Below are 17053 nucleotides of genomic sequence, written 5' to 3'. Positions count from 1 at the left end.
GGTGTGGAACGTAAGCGACCGGGACGCGAACGGACAAGCTTGTGGTTGCGCGTGACGGTGTTTTCACAGAGGCACACGGGTTCTCCACCGTCACCGAGCGTGGATCCACGATCTTTCGCCTTTCCCAATGTCCCGGATAATCGCCTGAATTACGTGCACATGGCGACAACGCATCGTCACGGATATGACGATGGTCACGCCCCCTCTCCCCATCTCCGCGCCGACCGGGGCAGGTTGTGGCGAAGCGACCTAAGCGCCTCATTCGGACAGAACGGCTACTTCCCCCCAACGCGGACGAGAGACGCCTTCCCTGCCGGACATCGCCGCGGACGGTCGGTGACGCCTGTGGACAACTCATTGCCCCAGGCAGGCATGTCGTATCGTCGGGTGGTGCCCGCCGGCGAGTCGCGGCGGCGGCACCGATGGGGAGGAGCCCTCGTGACACAGCAGGTCCCGTCGACCGAGCCCGAGCTGACCGGAGTGCGCAACTTCCGCGATGTCGGCGGACTGCCGACCGTGGACGGACGGCGGGTGCGCCGGGGCGTGCTGTTCCGCAGCGGCCACCTCGCGCACGCGACCGGGGAGGACGCCGCCTTCCTGGCCGGCCTGGGCCTGCACACGATCTTCGACTTCCGCAACGCGGCCGACCAGAAGCTGGAGGGGCCGGACGTCACGCTGCCGGGCGTGCGCAACGTGAACCTGCCCCTGAGCGACCCGGCCGACGGCGCCGAGTTCTGGAAGATGGTCCGCGACGGCGATCTGGACCAGCTGCGCGAGATCCTCGCCGACGGCAAGGGCGCGGCCCGGATGATCGCCTCGTACCGCTCGATCATCACGGACCGCACCGGCGAGCACTCCCGGGTGCTGCACGCGCTGGCGCAGGACAGCGTCCCGGCGCTGATGCACTGCGCGGCCGGCAAGGACCGCGCGGGGCTGTCGGTGGCGGTGACGCTGCTGGCGGTGGGGGTCGAGCGGGAGGCGATCGTCGACGACTACCTGAAGTCGAACGCCAAGCACCGCCGCTACAAGGTCCACCGCAGCAGCTCGCACGCCTCGGCCTACTCCCCCGAGGTCATGGAGCTGCTCAGCCCCCTGTTCGACGCACGCGCCGAATACCTGACGGCCGCCTTCGACACGATCGAGGAGACCTGGGGCGGGACCGACGCCTATCTGGAGCAGGGCCTGGGGCTCACCCCCGAGACCCGGGAGCGGCTGCGCGAGCGGCTCCTGGACTGAGGCCGTCCCGGACCGAGACCCCGGCCCGGATCTACTTCGCCCCGACCTCGAACAGCAGGTAGACGAACGCGGCGAAGACGTGTCCGAGGATCAGGTAGACCAGCAGGCGCACCCACAGGGCCCGGGGGAACTTCTCCTCCAAGTCGCTCATGTCTTGTCTCCAGGGTTGGGGCCCAGGCACAGGGCGGCCGTGGGGCTCTGCAGCAGGGTGTGCACGAAGAGCAGGTCGACGCCGTCGTGGTCCTCGGCGGCGATGCGGTGCGGGGTCAGCGAGTCGAAGTGGGCGCTGTCGCCGGGCGCCAGCCGGTGCAGGGTGTCGGCCAGGCGCAGCCGCAGCCGGCCCCGCAGCACGTGCAGCCACTCCTCCCCGGGGTGGACGCGCACGATGTCGCCCTGGGAGCCGAAGGGGACGTGGACGCGCAATGCCTGCATCCCGCGGCCGGGGGCGCCGGCCTGCCAGTAGGTCCAGCCGCCCGCCCCGGTGGGTTCCATGGCGGCGGCGCGGATGACGGAGTCCCGTTCGGCGACCGTCTCGCCGAGCAGTTCGGACACCGTCGTACCGTAGATGCGGGCGAGGGCCAGCAGCATCGGCAGGGAGGGCTGGCGCCGGCCGGTCTCCAGCCGGGACAGGTGCGCGGGCGACAGCCCGGCGGCGCGGGCCGCGGCCTCCAGCGTCAGGGAGGCCTGCCGCCGCAGCGCCCGCAGTTGGGGGGCGACCGCGGCCGGCAGTGCGCCGGGGGCCTGGTCGGCCGGCGAGTCGGCCCCGGGGGGCCGCTCGCTCTCGGAGGAGCTCATGCCTCCATTCAGCCGGAGCTTTGCCTGTGCGGCAAATTTCTTGCCTCCTAGGCAAAAGCGATTCAGCGGTTGGCGACCGCCTGCTTGACGAGCGTCTTGCCGAAGTCCCACACCAGTCCGCCGTCGTGGGCGTCGTCCATCACGGCCGTGAACGCCTCGACGAACCGGTCCACCTCCCGCTCCCCGATGATCAGCGGCGGGATCAGCTTGATCACCTCCATGTGGTCGCCGGAGACCTGGGTGAGGATCCGGTGCTTCTGCAGCAGCGGCACCACGACCATCTGCGCGAACAGCCCCTTGCGGGCCGCCTGCAGCATGGTCCAGCGGCTGCGCAGCTTCAGCGACTTGGGACGGCCGAACTCGATGCCGATCATCAGCCCCCGGCCCCGCACCTCCGCGAGCATCTCGTAGCGGTCGGTCAGCGCCGCGAGCCGGGACCTGAGCCGCTCACCCGTGGCCCGGACGTTCGCGACGATCTGCTCGTTCTCCATCACCGCCAGCACCGCCAGGCCGGCCGCCATCGCCTGGGCGTTGGACCCGAAGCTCGCCGAGTGGACCAGCACCCGGTCCATGGACGAGTAGACCTTCTTGAAGATCCAGTCCCTGCCGAGCGTGGCGCCGACGGGGACGTAGCCGCCGGACAGCGCCTTCGCCACGCACACCAGGTCCGGCTCCACGCCGTCCTCGTGCTGGTAGCCGTAGAAGTCGCCGGTACGGCCGAGGCCCGTCTGCACCTCGTCGGCGATCAGCAGCGCCTTGTGCCGGTGCAGCAGATCCTGGGCGGCCCGCAGCCAGCCGGGCGGGCCCTCCAGCACGCCCTTGCCCTGGATCGGCTCGACGATCAGGGCCGCGACGTCGCCCTTCCTCAGCTCCCGCTCCAGCGCGTCGAGGTCGCCGAGCGGTACGGCCGTGTCGGGCAGCAGCGGGGCGAAACCGTCGCGGAAGGCGGACTCGCCGTTGACGGACAGGGAGCCGGTGGTCAGGCCGTGGAAGGCGTGCGCGCAGTACAGGACCCTGGGCCTGCCGGTGACGAACCGGGCGAACTTCAGCGCCCCCTCGACCGCCTCCGTGCCGCTGTTGCCGAAGAACACCCGGTCCAGGTGCGGACTGTGCGCCAGCAGCTTCTCCGCCAGCAGGCCGGGCAGCGGCTGGCAGTCGAAGCGGGTGAGATCGGCGAGCTGCGCGTCCAGGACGTCGTGCACGGCCTTGCGCACCACGGGGTGGTGGCGGCCGAGCCCCATCACCCCGAACCCGGCGAGCATGTCCAGGTAGTCGTTGCCGTCCGCGTCGTAGAAGTAGGCGCCCTCGGCGCGCTCGTAGACCTTGTCGAAGCCGATGGTGTGCAGCGTGCGCGGGAGCTGGTGGTTGAGGTACCGGGTGTGCAGCTCGTAGCGCTCGGCCCCGCGCTCGGCCAGCAGGGCGCTGAGGTCGAACTCCCCGGCCTGCGACGACTCCGACGCGGATTCGGCGGTGGTCATTCCTGTGACTCCTTGGACTGCTCTTCCTTGACGGTCAGACTCGCGCTGATCCGTCCGGCGATCTCGACGGGGGTCAGGCCGATGTCGGCCAGCACCTCGCCGCGCTTGGCGTGCGCGAGGAACTGCTCGGGGATGCCGAAGCGGCGGACGGGCACGTCCACCTCCGCGTCCCCGAGGGCCAGCGCCACGGCCGAGCCCACGCCGGCCGCCCGGCTGTTGTCCTCGACGACGGCGACCAGGTCGTGCTCGGCGGCCAGGGCCGGCAGCGCGGGGTCGACGGGCTTCACCCAGCGGGGGTCCACGACGGTGCAGCCGATGCCGCGGGCCTCGAGCAGCTCGGCGGCCCGCAGGCAGACGGGCGCCATCACGCCGACCGCCACCAGCAGCACCCGCGGGTCCGGCGCCCGGTGCAGGACGTCGGTTCCCCCCACCCGGTCGATCGCCGGGATGCGCGGCCCCACCGACTCCTTCGGGAAGCGGACCAGGGTCGGCGCGTCGTCCACGGCGACCGCCTCGCGCAGCTGGGCACGCAACTGGTCGGCGTCCCGGGGCGCGGCGATGCGCAGTCCGGGCACGACCTGCAGGACGGACATGTCCCACATGCCGTTGTGCGAGGCCCCGTCGACGCCGGTGACCCCGGCCCGGTCCAGGACGAAGGTCACCCCGCAGCGGTGCAGGGCCACGTCCATCAGCAGCTGGTCGAACGCGCGGTTGAGGAACGTCGCGTAGACGGCGACGACCGGGTGCAGTCCCCCCGTCGCCAGGCCCGCCGCGGAGACGGCCGCGTGCTGCTCCGCGATGCCGACGTCCCACACCCGCTCCGGGAACCGCTCGGCGAACGCGCCGAGGCCGACCGGGTGCAGCATGGCGGCGGTGATCGCCACGACGTCCTGCCGTTCCTCGCCGATCCGCACGATCTCCTCGCCGAACACGGACGTCCAGGAGGGGCCGCCCGCCGGCGACAGCGGGGCGCAGGTGAGCGGGTCCATGACGCCGACGGTGTGGAAGTGGTCCTCCTCGTGGGCGAGGGCGGGCTCGTAGCCCCGGCCCTTCTCCGTGAGGCAGTGCACCAGCACCGGCCCGTGGAAGCGCTTGGCCCGCCGCAGCGCGGACTCCACGGCCCCGAGGTCGTGGCCGTCGATCGGGCCGACGTACTTCAGGCCCAGGTCCTCGAACAGGCCCTGCGGCGCGAAGGCGTCCTTGAAGCCCTTCTTCGCGCCGTGCAGGGCCTCGTAGAGGGTGCCGCCGACCAGGGGCGTGCCCTGGAGCACGTCCTTGCCCCAGGCCAGGACCCGCTCGTAGCCGTCGGTGGTGCGCAGCGTGGCGAGGTGGTCGGCGAGACCGCCTATGGTCGGGGCGTAGGAGCGCTCGTTGTCGTTGACCACGATGATCAGCGGCCGGTTCCGGGCGGCCGCGATGTTGTTGAGGGCCTCCCAGGCCATGCCGCCGGTGAGCGCCCCGTCGCCGATGACCGCGACGACGTGGCCCTTCTCCCCCTGCACCTCGCGTGCCTTGGCCAGCCCGTCGGCCCAGCCGAGGGCGGTGGAGGCGTGGCTGTTCTCGATGACGTCGTGCTCGGACTCCTCCCGCGAGGGGTAGCCGGACAGGCCGCCCTTGCCGCGCAGCTTGGAGAAGTCCTGCCGGCCGGTGACCAGCTTGTGCACGTACGCCTGGTGGCCGGTGTCCCACAGGATGCGGTCGGCCGGCGACTCGAAGACCCGGTGCAGGGCCAGGGTCAGCTCCACCACGCCCAGGTTGGGGCCCAGGTGGCCCCCGGTCCTGGCGACGGCGTGCACCAGGAACTCCCGGATCTCCTCAGCCGTTTCGCTCAGCTCCGCCTCGGACAGCGCCTTCAGGTCGCGTGGTCCCCGGATGCTCTCCAGGATCGTCACTCTCGGGCCCCCTTCGGTTCCGTGCTGCTCAGCTCACGGTGACGGCAGGCTCCCCCGGCCCCACGCCGTCCTGCTCCAGTTGCTCGGCGAGTCTCATCGCCTCGTCGATCAGCGTCTCGACGATCCTCGACTCGGGTACGGTCCGGACGACCTGCCCCTTGACGAAGATCTGCCCCTTTCCGTTGCCGGAGGCCACGCCGAGGTCGGCTTCCCGGGCCTCGCCGGGTCCGTTGACCACGCACCCCATGACGGCGACGCGCAGCGGCACCTCCATGCCCTCCAGCCCGGCCGTGACCTCCTCGGCCAGCTTGTACACGTCGACCTGGGCGCGTCCGCAGGAGGGGCAGGAGACGATCTCCAGCCGGCGTTCCCGCAGTCCGAGGGACTGCAGGATCTGGATGCCGACCTTGACCTCCTCGGCGGGCGGCGCGGACAGCGACACCCGGATGGTGTCGCCGATGCCCCGGGACAGCAGCGCCCCGAAGGCCACGGCCGACTTGATCGTGCCCTGGAACGCCGGTCCCGCCTCGGTGACGCCCAGGTGGAGCGGATAGTCACAGCTCTCGGCGAGCTGCCGGTACGCCTCGATCATCACGACCGGGTCGTTGTGCTTGACGGAGATCTTCAGGTCGCGGAAGCCGTGCTCCTCGAACAGGGACGCCTCCCACAGTGCGCTCTCCACGAGCGCCTCGGGGGTCGCCCTGCCGTGCTTCTGCAGCAGCCGCCGGTCCAGCGATCCGGCGTTGACGCCGATCCGGACGGGCGTGCCGTGGTCCCGGGCGGCCTGGGCGATCTCCTTGACGCGGTCGTCGAACTGCTTGATGTTGCCGGGGTTGACGCGTACGGCCGCGCAGCCGGCCTCGATGGCCGCGAAGACGTACTTGGGCTGGAAGTGGATGTCCGCGATCACCGGGATCTGCGACTTGCGGGCGATGACCGCCAGGGCGTCCGCGTCGTCCTGCGTGGGGCAGGCGACCCGGACGATCTGGCAGCCGGAGGCGGTGAGCTCGGCGATCTGCTGCAGTGTGGCGCCGACGTCCGAGGTGCGGGTCGTCGTCATCGACTGCACCGACACCGGGGCGCCGCCGCCCACGGCCACCGGGCCGACATGCACGGTGCGCGAGGCGCGGCGGGGCGCGACCGGGCGCTCCGGCACCCCGGGCATGCCCAGCGGCACGGCGGTCACGTCCTCACTCCCGGTTCCCGGAGACCGTCTCGCGCATGGCGCGCAGCGACTCCTTGAGCGAGCCCATGGTGGCCAGGACGGCGGTGGGCTCGTAGCCGCAGTGCGCCATGCAGTTGGCGCAGCGCGGGTCCTTGCCGCGGCCGTACTTGTCCCAGTCGGTGTCCTCGACGAGCTCGCGGTACGTCGGCACGTACCCGTCGCTCATCAGGTAGCAGGGGCGCTGCCAGCCGAAGAGCGAGTAGTTCGGGATCGCCCACGCCGTGCAGGGGAAGTCGACCTTGCCCTCCAGGAAGTCCAGGAAGAGCGGGGAGTGGTTGAGCCGCCAGCGCCGCCGGTTGCCACCCGAGAAGGCCTTCTTGAACAGCTCGCGGGTCTGCTCGACGCCGAGGAAGTGCTCCTGGTCGGGGGCCTTCTCGTAGGCGTACGCGGGCGAGATCATCATCTCGTCGACCTCGAGGTCGTCGTTGAGGAAGTTCAGCACCTCGATGATGGTCTGCGGGGTGTCGGTGTTGAAGAACGTCGAGTTGGTGGTGACCCGGAAGCCGCGCCGCTTGGCCTCCTTGATCGCCTCCACGGCCTCGTCGAAGACACCTTCCTTCGCCACGGACTCGTCATGCCGCTCGCGCAGCCCGTCGATGTGCACCGCGAAGGCGAAGTAGGGCGACGGCGTGAACTTGTCCATCTTCTTGCGCAGCAGCATGGCGTTGGTGCACAGGAACACGTACTTGCGTTTGGCCACCAGCTGGCGCACGATCTCGTCGATCTGCGGGTGCATCAGCGGCTCGCCGCCGGCGATGGACACCATGGGGGCACCGGACTCCATGACGGCGCCCACGGCCTGGGCGACCGGCATCCGCTGCTTCAGCACCCCGGCAGGGTGCTGGATCTTGCCGCATCCCTCGCACTTGAGGTTGCAGGCGAACAGCGGCTCCAGCTCCACGATCAGCGGGAACTTGTCCCTGCGGCGCAGCTTCTGTTCAGCCAAGTACGTAGCGACCTTGATGGACTGTCGGAGCGGCATGGCCATCTGGCTCACCTCCAGGGGAGCAGCAAGGAACGGTGCCATTCGAAGAAAGCGGGGAGGACCGAACGAAGAACACGGAAAGCTGATATTCCACCGCGCACCGTGCCGATCCGGACGAGTTCATGTTCTGGAGCGTCCACGACCACCCGGACGGCCGCAACCGGGCGCTCGCCCCCGCGCACGGCGCTCAGGAGCGTGGCGGCGGACTCCATGTCGGCGGCGACGGCTCCGGTGGCGCGCAGGGCGGCGCGCTCGGGGCCGCGCACCACGTGGTCGGACCCGGTGAGCGGGCCGGTGTGCACGGTCCGTCCCGGTACGGCCCGGATCAGGGCCTTCACCAGCAGGTCGGTCCCGACGCAGGCGGTGGTGGCGCGCGGGTCGCGAGTCTCCTCGGCGACGACGAGGTCGCCGGGGTGCATCCCGGGCGCAAGCCCGGCGCAGAAGCCGGTGGCGAGGACGGCGGCGCCGCTCAGGGCCGGATCGGCGAGCATCCGTGTGACGGCCCGCTCGGCCGCCGCCGGCCCCATCCCGGTCCGCAGCACGGTGACCGGCCCGCCGGCCCCGCCGCGGCCGCCCGCGCGCAGGGCGAACTGCTCGATGCCGAGCGCGCAGGCGATCAGCAGCGGGGCCGGGCCGGTCCGCGTGCTCATCAGTCGGCCTCGGCCCCGGCGAGCCGGTAGTCGCCGGCCTCCCCCGCCGAGCCGCTCAACCGGAGCCGGTCCGCGAAGGGCTCTCCGTGCAGGTACCGGCCGAGTGCGGTGAGCGGGAAGACCTGCCGGTAGAGGTGGTAGTTGATCGAGAAGTCCCACGGGAAGCCCGTCCCCGTGAAGTGCGGCTCGTCCCAGGAGCCGTCCTCCCGCTGGGTGGCGGCGAGCCACTCGACGCCGCGTTCCACGGCGCGGGAGCCGCGCTCCCCCGCCGCCAGCAGCGCCATCAGCGCCCAGGCGGTCTGGGAGGCGGTCGAGTCGCCCCGGCCGCTCCACCGCACGGGGTCCCGGTAGGAGCGCAGGTCCTCGCCCCAGCCGCCGTCGTCGTTCTGCACCGACTCCAGCCATCCCACGGCGCGCCGGATCGCCGGGTGCGCGGCGGGCAGACCCGCGGCGACCAGGGCGGGGACGACCGACCCGGTGCCGTAGACGTAGTTGACGCCCCAGCGCCCGAACCACGACCCGTCGGGCTCCTGTTCGGCCAGCAGCCACTCCACGCCGCGCCGGGTGCGCGGGTCGTGGGCCAGCCCTTCGACGGCGAGCATCTCCACGACGTGCGCGGTGACGTCGGCGGAGGGCGGGTCGATGACCTCGCCGAAGTCGCAGAACGGCAGCCGGTTGGGGAACGGGCTGGTGTTGTCCGCGTCGAAGGCGCCCCACGCGCCGTTCCTCGACTGCATGCCGAGTGTCCAGCGCACCCCGCGCCCGACGGCCCGGTCCAGTCGCCGGGTGTCGTGGTGGGCGATCCGGCGCAGGGCGAGGATCACCTCGGCGGTGTCGTCGATGTCGGGGTAGTTGTCGTTGTGGAACTCGAACGCCCAGCCGCCGGGCGGAAGGTGGGGCCGGCGCACGGACCAGTCACCGGGCCGGACGACCTCCTCGCCCAGCATCCAGTCGGCCGCCTTCACCAACTGCGGGTGGTCCGGGGGCAGTCCGGCGTCCACGAGGGCGATGGCGGCCAGGCAGGTGTCCCACACCGGCGACTGGCACGCCTCGATCATCCGGGCCCCGTCCTCGCGCCACACGGCGAACCGGTCCAGCGAGGCCAGTCCCTCCCGCATCACCGGGTGCTCCAGGTCGTAGCCGAGCAGGTGCAGGGCGATGATCGAGTACACGGCCGGGGGCTGGATGCCGCCCCAGCAGCCGTCGTTCTCCTGCCGTTCGACGATCCAGCGGGCGGCGCTGTTCATGGCCGCCCGGCGCAGACTCCTGGGCACGACCTTGCGCAGGGCATGCAGGCCCTTGTCCATGCGCTGGAAGGCCCCGTCCCAACTCAGCGGCGGGGCGAGGGGCTTGCGCGGGTTCGGGTGCTCCGGGTCGGTGTGCAGTTCGTCGAGCGGGAAGGGCGCGGGGCGCACCGGCCGCTTCGCGGAGACGACCGTCAGCGGGACGATGGTCTGCCGGGCCCAGCAGCCGAAGTCGTAGATGTTGAGCGGCATCCACTTCGGGAAGAAGACGAGCTCCGGCGGGAGTTCGGGCAGGTCCTCCCACTTCCACCAGCCGAACAGGGCCAGCCAGATCCGGGTGAAGACCCGCGCCGCGGCGATGCCGCCCTGTGCGCGGATCCAGGCGGAGGCCCGGGCCATGTGCGGGGCGTCGGGCGCGTCACCGGCCAGGCGCAGGGCGACGTACGCCTCGACGGTGGCGGACAGGTCGCTCGGTCCGCCGTAGAAGGTGGCCCACGTGCCGTCCTCGTTCTGCTCGCCCCGGATGAAGAGGGCCGCGGCCTGCGTGGTCTCGTCGTCGCGGATGCCGAGGAACTGACGCAGCAGCAGGTCCTCGGCATCCATCGTGACGTTGGTCTCGAGGTCGCCCTTCCACCAGCCCTGCGGGTCCTGGCGGGAGAGCAGGAAGTCGGCGGCCCGCCGGGCGGCGCGCGCGGCGGCCTGCGGTACCCCGGCCGCCCCGGGGGTGTGCGTGTCGGTGTCGCTGGCCGCGGCGGCGCGGGGCGGCAGGGCCCCGAAGCTTCCGTCGGTCGTCGCTGTCATGGCTTCCCCTTCGTGCAGTCCTGCAAGGTGTGCATCTGCTGTGGGTCCGCCGTCGGCCGGTGTCCGAGTGCTGCTCGCGGCACCGGCCGGCGACTACGCGAGGGTTATTCGGCCGATAGTGATCATCTCTTCCGTACGACGACGAAGTCCGCGAGCGCCGTGAACTGCTCCCGCACCGGGTCGGGCATGTCGACGGCGTCGAGGGCCTCGATGGCGATGGTGTGCTGACGGCGTGCCTCACCGGCGGTCCACTCGCGGCCGCCGGCCTCCTCGATCAGGGCGGCGCGGGCCGCGAACTCCTCCTCGGAGAAGTTCTCGAAGTCGCTGGCCTTGGCGTCGGCGGCGAGCAGTTCGCCGAGCCGCTCGGAGGCGGGGCCGCCCGCCGCGAGCGCGGCCACCACGGGCAGCGACTTCTTGCGCTGGCGCAGGTCGCTCCAGGTCTGCTTGCCCGTGGCGTCCGGGTCGCCCCAGATGCCGAGGAGGTCGTCGACGGCCTGGAAGGCGAGGCCGAGGTGGTAGCCGTACTTCTCCAGCGTGTCGGCGGTGCGGTCGTCTGCGCCGCCGAGGACCGCGCCGATGGAGCTGGCGCAGGCGAGCAGGGCACCGGTCTTGTTGCCCTCCATCTCCAGGCACTCCTCGACGCTGACCCGGTCGCGGTGCTCGTAGGAGATGTCCTGGGCCTGGCCGTCGATCAGGGCGCGGGTGGCCGTGGTCAGACGGCGGGTGGCGCGGCCGGCGTCGACGGTGCCGAGTTCGAGGAGCACCTCGTTGGCCAGGGCGAACAGGGCGTCGCCGACCAGGATGGCCTGGGCGGGGCCGTGCACCTTCCAGACCGTGTCGCGGTGGCGGCGCTGCTCGTCGCCGTCCATGAGGTCGTCGTGCAGGAGGGAGAAGTTGTGGACGAGCTCCACGGCGACGGCGCCGGGGACGCCCGTCTCGGGGGCCGCGGACATCACCTCGGCGGACAGCACGGCGAGGGCGGGGCGCACCGCCTTGCCGCCGTCGCCGTCGGCGGGCCTGCCCTGGGCGTCGATCCAGCCGAAGTGGTAGGCGGCAACCGTGTCCATGGGAGGGGCCAGTCGGTCGACGGCCGCCCGCAGTACCGGAGTGGCCAGGGTCCGGCCGCGCTCCAGCAGCGCGGTCACGTCCACCGCCTCGGCGGTCCTCGAGGCCGGGGGCACAGTGGGCACAGTCTCTCCTCTTGTTGCGGTGCCGGAGGTACGGGGGCCGCCTGCCGCGTCGTGCCGAGCGAGCATCACGCCGCCTCCTCGAACGCGAAGAGGTGCTGCGGACGGGGCCGGCCCAGGGCGCCCAGCACGGCGTCCGCCGCGCTCACGCCGCTGCGGACCGCACTCTCCATGGTCGCGGGCCACCCGGTGGCGGTCCACGCTCCGGCCAGGTACAGGCCGGGTGCCTTGGTGCGGGCACCGGGCCTGAGGCGCCCGACGCCGGGGGTGGGGGCGAACGTCGCGGTCCGCTCCCGGGTGACGAAGAAGTCCCTCACGTGCGCGCCCCGGGCCCGCGGCAGCAGCCGCTCCAGCTCGGGCAGGTACCGCTCGCGCAGCACCGCCACGGGGGCGTCGATCTCGTCCTGCGCCGCCGACTGGGACACGGCCAGGTACTGGCCCTCGCGCAGCCCGGACGCCTCGGTGCGGTCGAACACCCACTGCACGGGGCTGCCCAGGGCGGTGAAGAAGGGCCGGGCGAGGACCGTGCGGTCGTACACCACGTGGACGTTGAGGATCGGCGCGGTGCCGATCCGCAGCAGCCGCTCGGGGGCGTCCAGGGCGCCGTCGGGGAGCAGGCCGTGCGCCTCGCGCTGCGGTACGGCGAGCACCACCGCGTCGGCGTGGAGCGTCTCGCCGGGGACCTCGACGTGCCAGCGGCCGTCCGGCTGCGCGCGGACGGAGGTGACGCGTGTGCGGAGCTCGGTGCGCACGCCCGCGCGGTCGAGGGCCTTGCGGGCCAGCCCGTCGTGGAGGTCGCCGAGCGGGACGCTCGCCCAGCCGATGTCGGCCGCGCCCGGGTCGGACAGCAGGCCGGTCCTGAACACCATGGCGGCGAGCGCCAGGGAGGAGTCCGCGGCGACGGCGTTGAGGGTGGCGACCCCGACCAGGTCCCACAGGGCCTCGACGGCGCGGGCGGACTGGCCGTGCGCGGCCAGCCAGCTGCCGAAGTCCTGGTCGTCCAGCGCCGGGTCGGCCGGGTCGAGGTTCTTCAGGGCGAGTGCGGCGCGGCCGACCCTGGCGCGTTCGGCGAGCGACAGGTGCGGATAGGTGGCGAGGCTGCGGCCCAGGTGCAGCGGCACGGGCAGCGCGTCGCGCCGCAGTCTGCCCAGACGCCGGCCCGCGGGGCGTTCGGCGTCGAGGACCGGTACGTCGAGCCGGTGCTGCAGCGGGGCCAGGGCCGCGCCCTCGATGCGGTCGAGGAACCACCGGTAGGCGGTGCAGCAGCGCAGGTAGACGTGCTGTCCGTTGTCGACGGTCAGCTCGCCGCGCCGGAAGGAGAACGCCAGACCACCCAGCCGGGGCCGGCCCTCCAGCAGGGTGACGCGCACCCCGGCGTCGGCGAGGGCGAGCGCGGTCGTGACACCGGCGAGCCCGCCGCCCACCACGACGGTGTGCCGTCCGTCGGCGGCCGGTCCCCGGGACCGCGTGCCGTGGGTCATCGCACCCCCTCCCCCGCGCGGCGGCCGTGCCGCGCGATGCCCGCGCGGGAGGCCGTCGGTGTCAGGGACGCGGCCCCGGGCCGGAGGGTTGCCCGCCGTTTCCCTTCCGTGGCGGCTCCTTCGTCGCTCACACCCGCCTCCTGACGGCGCGTCGCGTGACGTGCCGGGCGTCGAGACCCGACAGGCCGCGCACGGCCACGTACGCCTTCTCCCGGCCGGGCAGCGACACCCGGCCGCGCAGCACCGCCTCCGGGTCCCGCTCGATGCGGTCCAGCAGGCGGCGGTAGATGCCGGCCATGGCGGCGACGCAGGCGCCGCTGCGCCGGTCGAGCATGGGCAGCAGCCGGTAGCCCTCGGCGAACAGGGCACGGGCCCGGCGCACCTCGAAGTGCACGAGCCCCGCGAAGTCGGAGCCCTCGGGCGGGCGGGGGCCGCTGAAGCCGGCGGAGCAGCCGAACTTGGCGAGGTCGTCGGCGGGCAGGTAGGTGCGCCCGCCCTCGGCGTCCTCGCGGATGTCGCGGAGGATGTTGGTGAGCTGGAGCGCGAGGCCGAGCGTGTCGGCATACTCCGGCGCGCGGTCGACGCCGCGCGCCCCCGGTTCGGTGCCGAACACCCCGAGCGAGAGCCGCCCGATGGCCCCCGCCACGCAGCGGCAGTAGACCTTCAGGTCGTCCCAGGTCTCGTACGTCTCGCCCCGGACGTCCATCTGGACGCCGTCGATGAGCTCGTCCAGGCCGCCCAGCGGGATCGGGAAGTGCGAGGCGGCGTGCGTGAGGGCCACAGCGACCGGGTCGGTGTCGTCCTCGCCGACCCCGCCCTCGCGGATCCGGGTGAGCAGCGCCCGCGTCTCCTCCAGCCGGGCCACCTTGACCTCGCCCGTGAGGGGGCCGTCGCCGATGTCGTCGACGCGTCGCGAGAACGCGTAGAGCGCCGACATGGCACGGCGCTGGGGCGTAGCCAGCAGGCGGATGCCGTAGGCGAAGTTGCGGGCCTGCCGCCCGGTGACGGCCTCGCAGTAGCTGTAGGCGGCGAGTACCGGTGCGGACGTATGTGGTTCGGATTCCACGGTCCGGATCACCCCTCTCCTCGCAGGGTCACGCCCACCTCACGCAGCACCTGGAGCTTGCCGGGCTTGGGCGGGCCGGGAAGTACGTCGAAATCGGCGGCGGCGACCGCCCTCAGTGCCGCCCTTCCCCCCGCCACGAAGCCCGCGAGCAGCAGCCGCAGCCTGCCGTGGACGCTGCCCACCAGGGGCGCGCCCTCGTCCAGCAGGTCGCGGGCACGCTGCGCCTCGTACGCCACCAGCGCGCGGACGGACGCCCCGGCGCTCGCGGCGGCGAGGTCCTCCTCCTGGACGTGGAAGCGCTTCAGGTCGGCGGCGGGCAGGTACACGCGGTCGCGGGCGAGGTCCTCGGCCACGTCCTGGAGGTGCTCGACGATCTGCAGGGCGGTGCAGATCATGTCGGAGCGGCGGATCCGCTCGGGCGTCGAGGTGCCGGTGACGGCGAGGACGAGACGGCCGACCGGGTTGGCGGACAGCTCGCAGTAGGCGAGCAGGTCGTCGTAGGTCTCGTAGCGGCCGACCAGCTGGTCCTGGCGGTTGGCGGCGATCAGGCCGAGGAACGGCTCGGGGGTCAGCGCGCACCGCCGCACGGTCGGCTGCAGCCGGCGCAGCAGGGGGTGGCGGGGGGTGGAGTCGAAGACCCTGCGCAGGTCGGTCTCGAAGGCGTCGAGCAGGACCAGCCGGTCGTCGGCGTCCTGCGGGGACACGCCGAGCAGCCGGGCGTCGGCACCGCCGGGGGCGAGGTCGCCGTCCCCGATGTCGTCGACGAGACGGGCGAAGCCGTAGACGGCCATGAGGTCGGTGCGCCAGGCCCGGGGCAGGAAGAAGGGGGCCACGGGGAAGTTCTCACCCGCGGCCTTGTCGAGGGTGGCGCGCTCCGGGTCGAGGGTGCGCGCCGTGCCGGTTCCCGTCACCGCCGGCTGCCCGGTGCGGGGACGGCACGTGCTGCGTGGAGCTGGGGAGTTTCCGTAGCCATCGCCGTCACATCTCCCGTTCTACACTGCCGACCCAATACACACTATTTCGGACACGCCGCCCGGCCGTCCGCACGGGCGTCCGACGGGCGGTGTCGCGCATTATTGCCCTGATTGCCGTGTTTCGGGACCGGTACAGCTTACGTTGTACAACACGACACGGTTCGTCAGGGTGGCCCGCACCCCGGGAGAACGCACCGATCGGCCCCAAGATTCCTGTCTTGGCCCGGAGTTGACGCTTCTTTTGCAGACGCGGGGCCCCGCCGGAGCAGTTCCGGAGGGGCCCTGGCCGGATCGCGCTACTTGCCCGTGAACTTCTCGTACTCCTTGAGCACCTCGTCGGTCGGGCCGTCCATGCGCAGCTCGCCGCGTTCCAGCCACAGGACGCGGTCGCAGGTGTCGCGGATGGACTTGTTGTTGTGGCTGACCAGGAACACCGTGCCGGCTTCCTTGCGCAGCTCCCGGATGCGGTTCTCGGAGCGCTTCTGGAACTTGCGGTCGCCGGTGGCGAGCGCCTCGTCGATCATCAGGACATCGTGGTCCTTGGCCGCGGCGATGGAGAAGCGGAGGCGGGCGGCCATGCCCGAGGAGTAGGTGCGCATCGGCAGGGTGATGAAGTCGCCCTTCTCGTTGATGCCGGAGAAGTCGACGATGTCCTGGTAGCGCTCCTTGATCTCCTCGCGGGACATCCCCATGGCGAGCCCGCCCAATATGACGTTGCGTTCGCCGGTGAGGTCGTTCATCAGGGCCGCGTTGACGCCGAGCAGCGAGGGCTGGCCGTCGGTGTACACCTTGCCCCGCTCGGCGGGGAGCAGGCCGGCGATCGCTCGCAGCAGGGTCGACTTGCCGGAGCCGTTGGAACCGATCAGGCCGATGGCCTCGCCGCGGTAGGCGACGAAGGAGACGCCGCGCACGGCGTGCACCTTGCGCACGCCCCGCTCCGTGTCGTCGGAGCCCCGCTTGAGGATGCGGCTGAGGGCGGCGGTGGCGCTGCCCTTGCCGGACTTGGCGCCGTTGACGCGGTAGACGATGTGCAGATCGTCCGCGATGACGGTGGGGACGCGCGCGTCCTGCTGCTCAGCCACGGCCGTACCTCTCCTCCGCCTTCCAGAAGTACACGAAGCCGCCGACGGCGAACAGCACGGCCCAGCCGCCCGCGACCGCCCACACGTGGTCGGGCAGGTACTGCGCGCCGTAGTCGTCGATCAGGGCGAAGCGCACCAGGTCCATGTAGATCGCGGCCGGGTTCCACTGCAGGAGGTTGGCGATCCAGGACGGCTTGTCCGCCAGGAAGATCGGGATGGAGAACATCACGCCGGACGCGTACATCCAGGTCCGCATCACGAACGGCATGAGCTGCGCCAGGTCCGGGGTCTTGGCGCCCGCCCTGGCCATGATCAGCGCCAGACCGGTGTTGAAGCAGAACTGCAGGAGCAGCGCCGGCACGATGAGCAGCCAGGACAGGTCCGGGTAGTGGCCGAAGCCGATCACGATGGCGAACAGCACGATCATCGAGAACAGCAGCTGCTGGAGCTGCTGCAGCGCGAAGGAGACCGGCAGGGACGCCCGCGGGAAGTGCAGGGCGCGGACCAGTCCCAGGTTGCCGGAGATGGCGCGCACGCCCGCCATGACCGAGCTCTGCGTGAAGGTGAAGACGAACACGCCCGTGACGAGGAACGGGACGTAGACCTCGCGGGGCAGACCGCGGTCGGCCTCCAGCAGCAGGCCGAAGATGAAGAAGTACACGGCCGCGTTCAGCAGCGGCGTGGCCACCTGCCACAGCTGGCCGAGCTTGGCCTGGCTGTACTGGGCGGTCAGCTTCGCCCGGGAGAAGGCGAGGATGAAGTGCCGCCGGTCCCAGAGCTGAGCCACGTACTCCAGGAGCGAGGGCCGGGCGCCGCTCACGCTCAGCCCGTACTTGGCGGCGAGCTCCTTCGCCGTGAGGCCCTCGTCGGGCGCCGCGGGCGCGCTGACCGCGACCGTGGCGTCGTGCGTTGTCTCACTCACTGGTGGAAACTTTCGTCTTCGGGAGAGGCGGCCTG

At 72.0% G+C, this 17053-nt stretch carries 16 protein-coding genes; 1 reads left to right on the top strand and 15 read right to left on the bottom strand.

What is annotated here, in order from left to right; all coding sequences use genetic code 11:
- Positions 1 to 438: 438 nt before the first annotated feature.
- Complete coding sequence (locus ACZ4M5_RS02605; RefSeq protein WP_467732282.1) at positions 439 to 1236, top strand: tyrosine-protein phosphatase; 798 nt, start codon at positions 439 to 441, stop codon at positions 1234 to 1236.
- A gap of 31 nt (positions 1237 to 1267) precedes the next feature.
- On the opposite strand, the gene ACZ4M5_RS02600 is transcribed toward ACZ4M5_RS02605, so the two are convergent.
- The 15 genes from ACZ4M5_RS02600 to ACZ4M5_RS02530 all read right to left on the bottom strand — a co-directional run bounded on the left by ACZ4M5_RS02600 (position 1268) and on the right by ACZ4M5_RS02530 (position 17018).
- Positions 1268 to 1387, bottom strand: coding sequence for a DUF6126 family protein (locus ACZ4M5_RS02600; protein ID WP_467732280.1), 120 nt, complete (start codon positions 1385 to 1387; stop codon positions 1268 to 1270).
- Positions 1384 to 2031, bottom strand: coding sequence for a helix-turn-helix domain-containing protein (locus ACZ4M5_RS02595; protein WP_467732278.1), 648 nt, complete (start codon positions 2029 to 2031; stop codon positions 1384 to 1386). The genes ACZ4M5_RS02600 and ACZ4M5_RS02595 overlap by 4 nt, the downstream gene beginning before the upstream one ends.
- A gap of 62 nt (positions 2032 to 2093) precedes the next feature.
- A complete protein-coding gene (locus ACZ4M5_RS02590; protein WP_467732276.1) occupies positions 2094 to 3509 on the bottom strand; it encodes an aspartate aminotransferase family protein in 1416 nt (471 codons plus the stop codon).
- On the bottom strand, positions 3506 to 5401 hold the full coding sequence (dxs, locus tag ACZ4M5_RS02585; RefSeq protein ID WP_467732274.1) for a 1-deoxy-D-xylulose-5-phosphate synthase: 1896 nt from the start codon (positions 5399 to 5401) through the stop codon (positions 3506 to 3508). Before dxs ends, ACZ4M5_RS02590 begins: the two co-directional genes overlap by 4 nt.
- Before the next feature lie 28 nt (positions 5402 to 5429).
- Positions 5430 to 6587 carry a flavodoxin-dependent (E)-4-hydroxy-3-methylbut-2-enyl-diphosphate synthase gene (gene ispG / locus ACZ4M5_RS02580; RefSeq protein WP_467732272.1) on the bottom strand — a complete coding sequence of 386 codons (1158 nt, stop codon included), beginning with the start codon at positions 6585 to 6587 and terminating at the stop codon, positions 5430 to 5432.
- A gap of 4 nt (positions 6588 to 6591) precedes the next feature.
- Entirely contained in the window at positions 6592 to 7614 is a 1023-nt protein-coding gene (gene hpnH / locus ACZ4M5_RS02575) for an adenosyl-hopene transferase HpnH (protein ID WP_467732270.1), read from the bottom strand.
- 5 nt (positions 7615 to 7619) lie between these two features.
- On the bottom strand, positions 7620 to 8261 hold the full coding sequence (locus ACZ4M5_RS02570; protein WP_467732268.1) for a phosphorylase family protein: 642 nt from the start codon (positions 8259 to 8261) through the stop codon (positions 7620 to 7622).
- Complete coding sequence (gene shc, locus ACZ4M5_RS02565; RefSeq protein WP_467732266.1) at positions 8261 to 10306, bottom strand: squalene--hopene cyclase; 2046 nt, start codon at positions 10304 to 10306, stop codon at positions 8261 to 8263. The genes ACZ4M5_RS02570 and shc overlap by 1 nt, the downstream gene beginning before the upstream one ends.
- Positions 10307 to 10428: 122 nt before the next feature.
- Positions 10429 to 11496: a polyprenyl synthetase family protein gene (locus ACZ4M5_RS02560; RefSeq protein WP_467732265.1), complete on the bottom strand. Its 1068-nt coding sequence runs from the start codon at positions 11494 to 11496 to the stop codon at positions 10429 to 10431.
- A 65-nt stretch (positions 11497 to 11561) separates the two neighbouring features.
- Positions 11562 to 12974 carry a hydroxysqualene dehydroxylase HpnE gene (gene hpnE, locus ACZ4M5_RS02555; RefSeq protein ID WP_467732264.1) on the bottom strand — a complete coding sequence of 471 codons (1413 nt, stop codon included), beginning with the start codon at positions 12972 to 12974 and terminating at the stop codon, positions 11562 to 11564.
- On the bottom strand, positions 12971 to 13105 hold the full coding sequence (locus ACZ4M5_RS02550) for a DUF6380 family protein (RefSeq protein WP_467732262.1): 135 nt from the start codon (positions 13103 to 13105) through the stop codon (positions 12971 to 12973). Before ACZ4M5_RS02550 ends, hpnE begins: the two co-directional genes overlap by 4 nt.
- Positions 13102 to 14052 carry a presqualene diphosphate synthase HpnD gene (hpnD, locus tag ACZ4M5_RS02545; protein ID WP_467732260.1) on the bottom strand — a complete coding sequence of 317 codons (951 nt, stop codon included), beginning with the start codon at positions 14050 to 14052 and terminating at the stop codon, positions 13102 to 13104. Before hpnD ends, ACZ4M5_RS02550 begins: the two co-directional genes overlap by 4 nt.
- Positions 14049 to 14951, bottom strand: a complete 903-nt coding sequence (hpnC, locus tag ACZ4M5_RS02540; RefSeq protein WP_467732258.1) for a squalene synthase HpnC — start codon at positions 14949 to 14951, stop codon at positions 14049 to 14051. The genes hpnD and hpnC overlap by 4 nt, the downstream gene beginning before the upstream one ends.
- 359 nt (positions 14952 to 15310) lie before the next feature.
- Positions 15311 to 16096, bottom strand: coding sequence for an ABC transporter ATP-binding protein (locus tag ACZ4M5_RS02535; protein WP_467732256.1), 786 nt, complete (start codon positions 16094 to 16096; stop codon positions 15311 to 15313).
- Entirely contained in the window at positions 16089 to 17018 is a 930-nt protein-coding gene (locus ACZ4M5_RS02530) for an ABC transporter permease (RefSeq protein ID WP_467732254.1), read from the bottom strand. The genes ACZ4M5_RS02535 and ACZ4M5_RS02530 overlap by 8 nt, the downstream gene beginning before the upstream one ends.
- Between the last annotated feature and the right edge of the window lie 35 nt (positions 17019 to 17053).

The organism is Streptomyces sp. NPDC026246 (genome assembly GCF_055567995.1).
The sequence above is the reverse complement of the archived record's forward strand: the minus strand, read 5'-3'. Positions and strand labels throughout refer to the sequence as shown.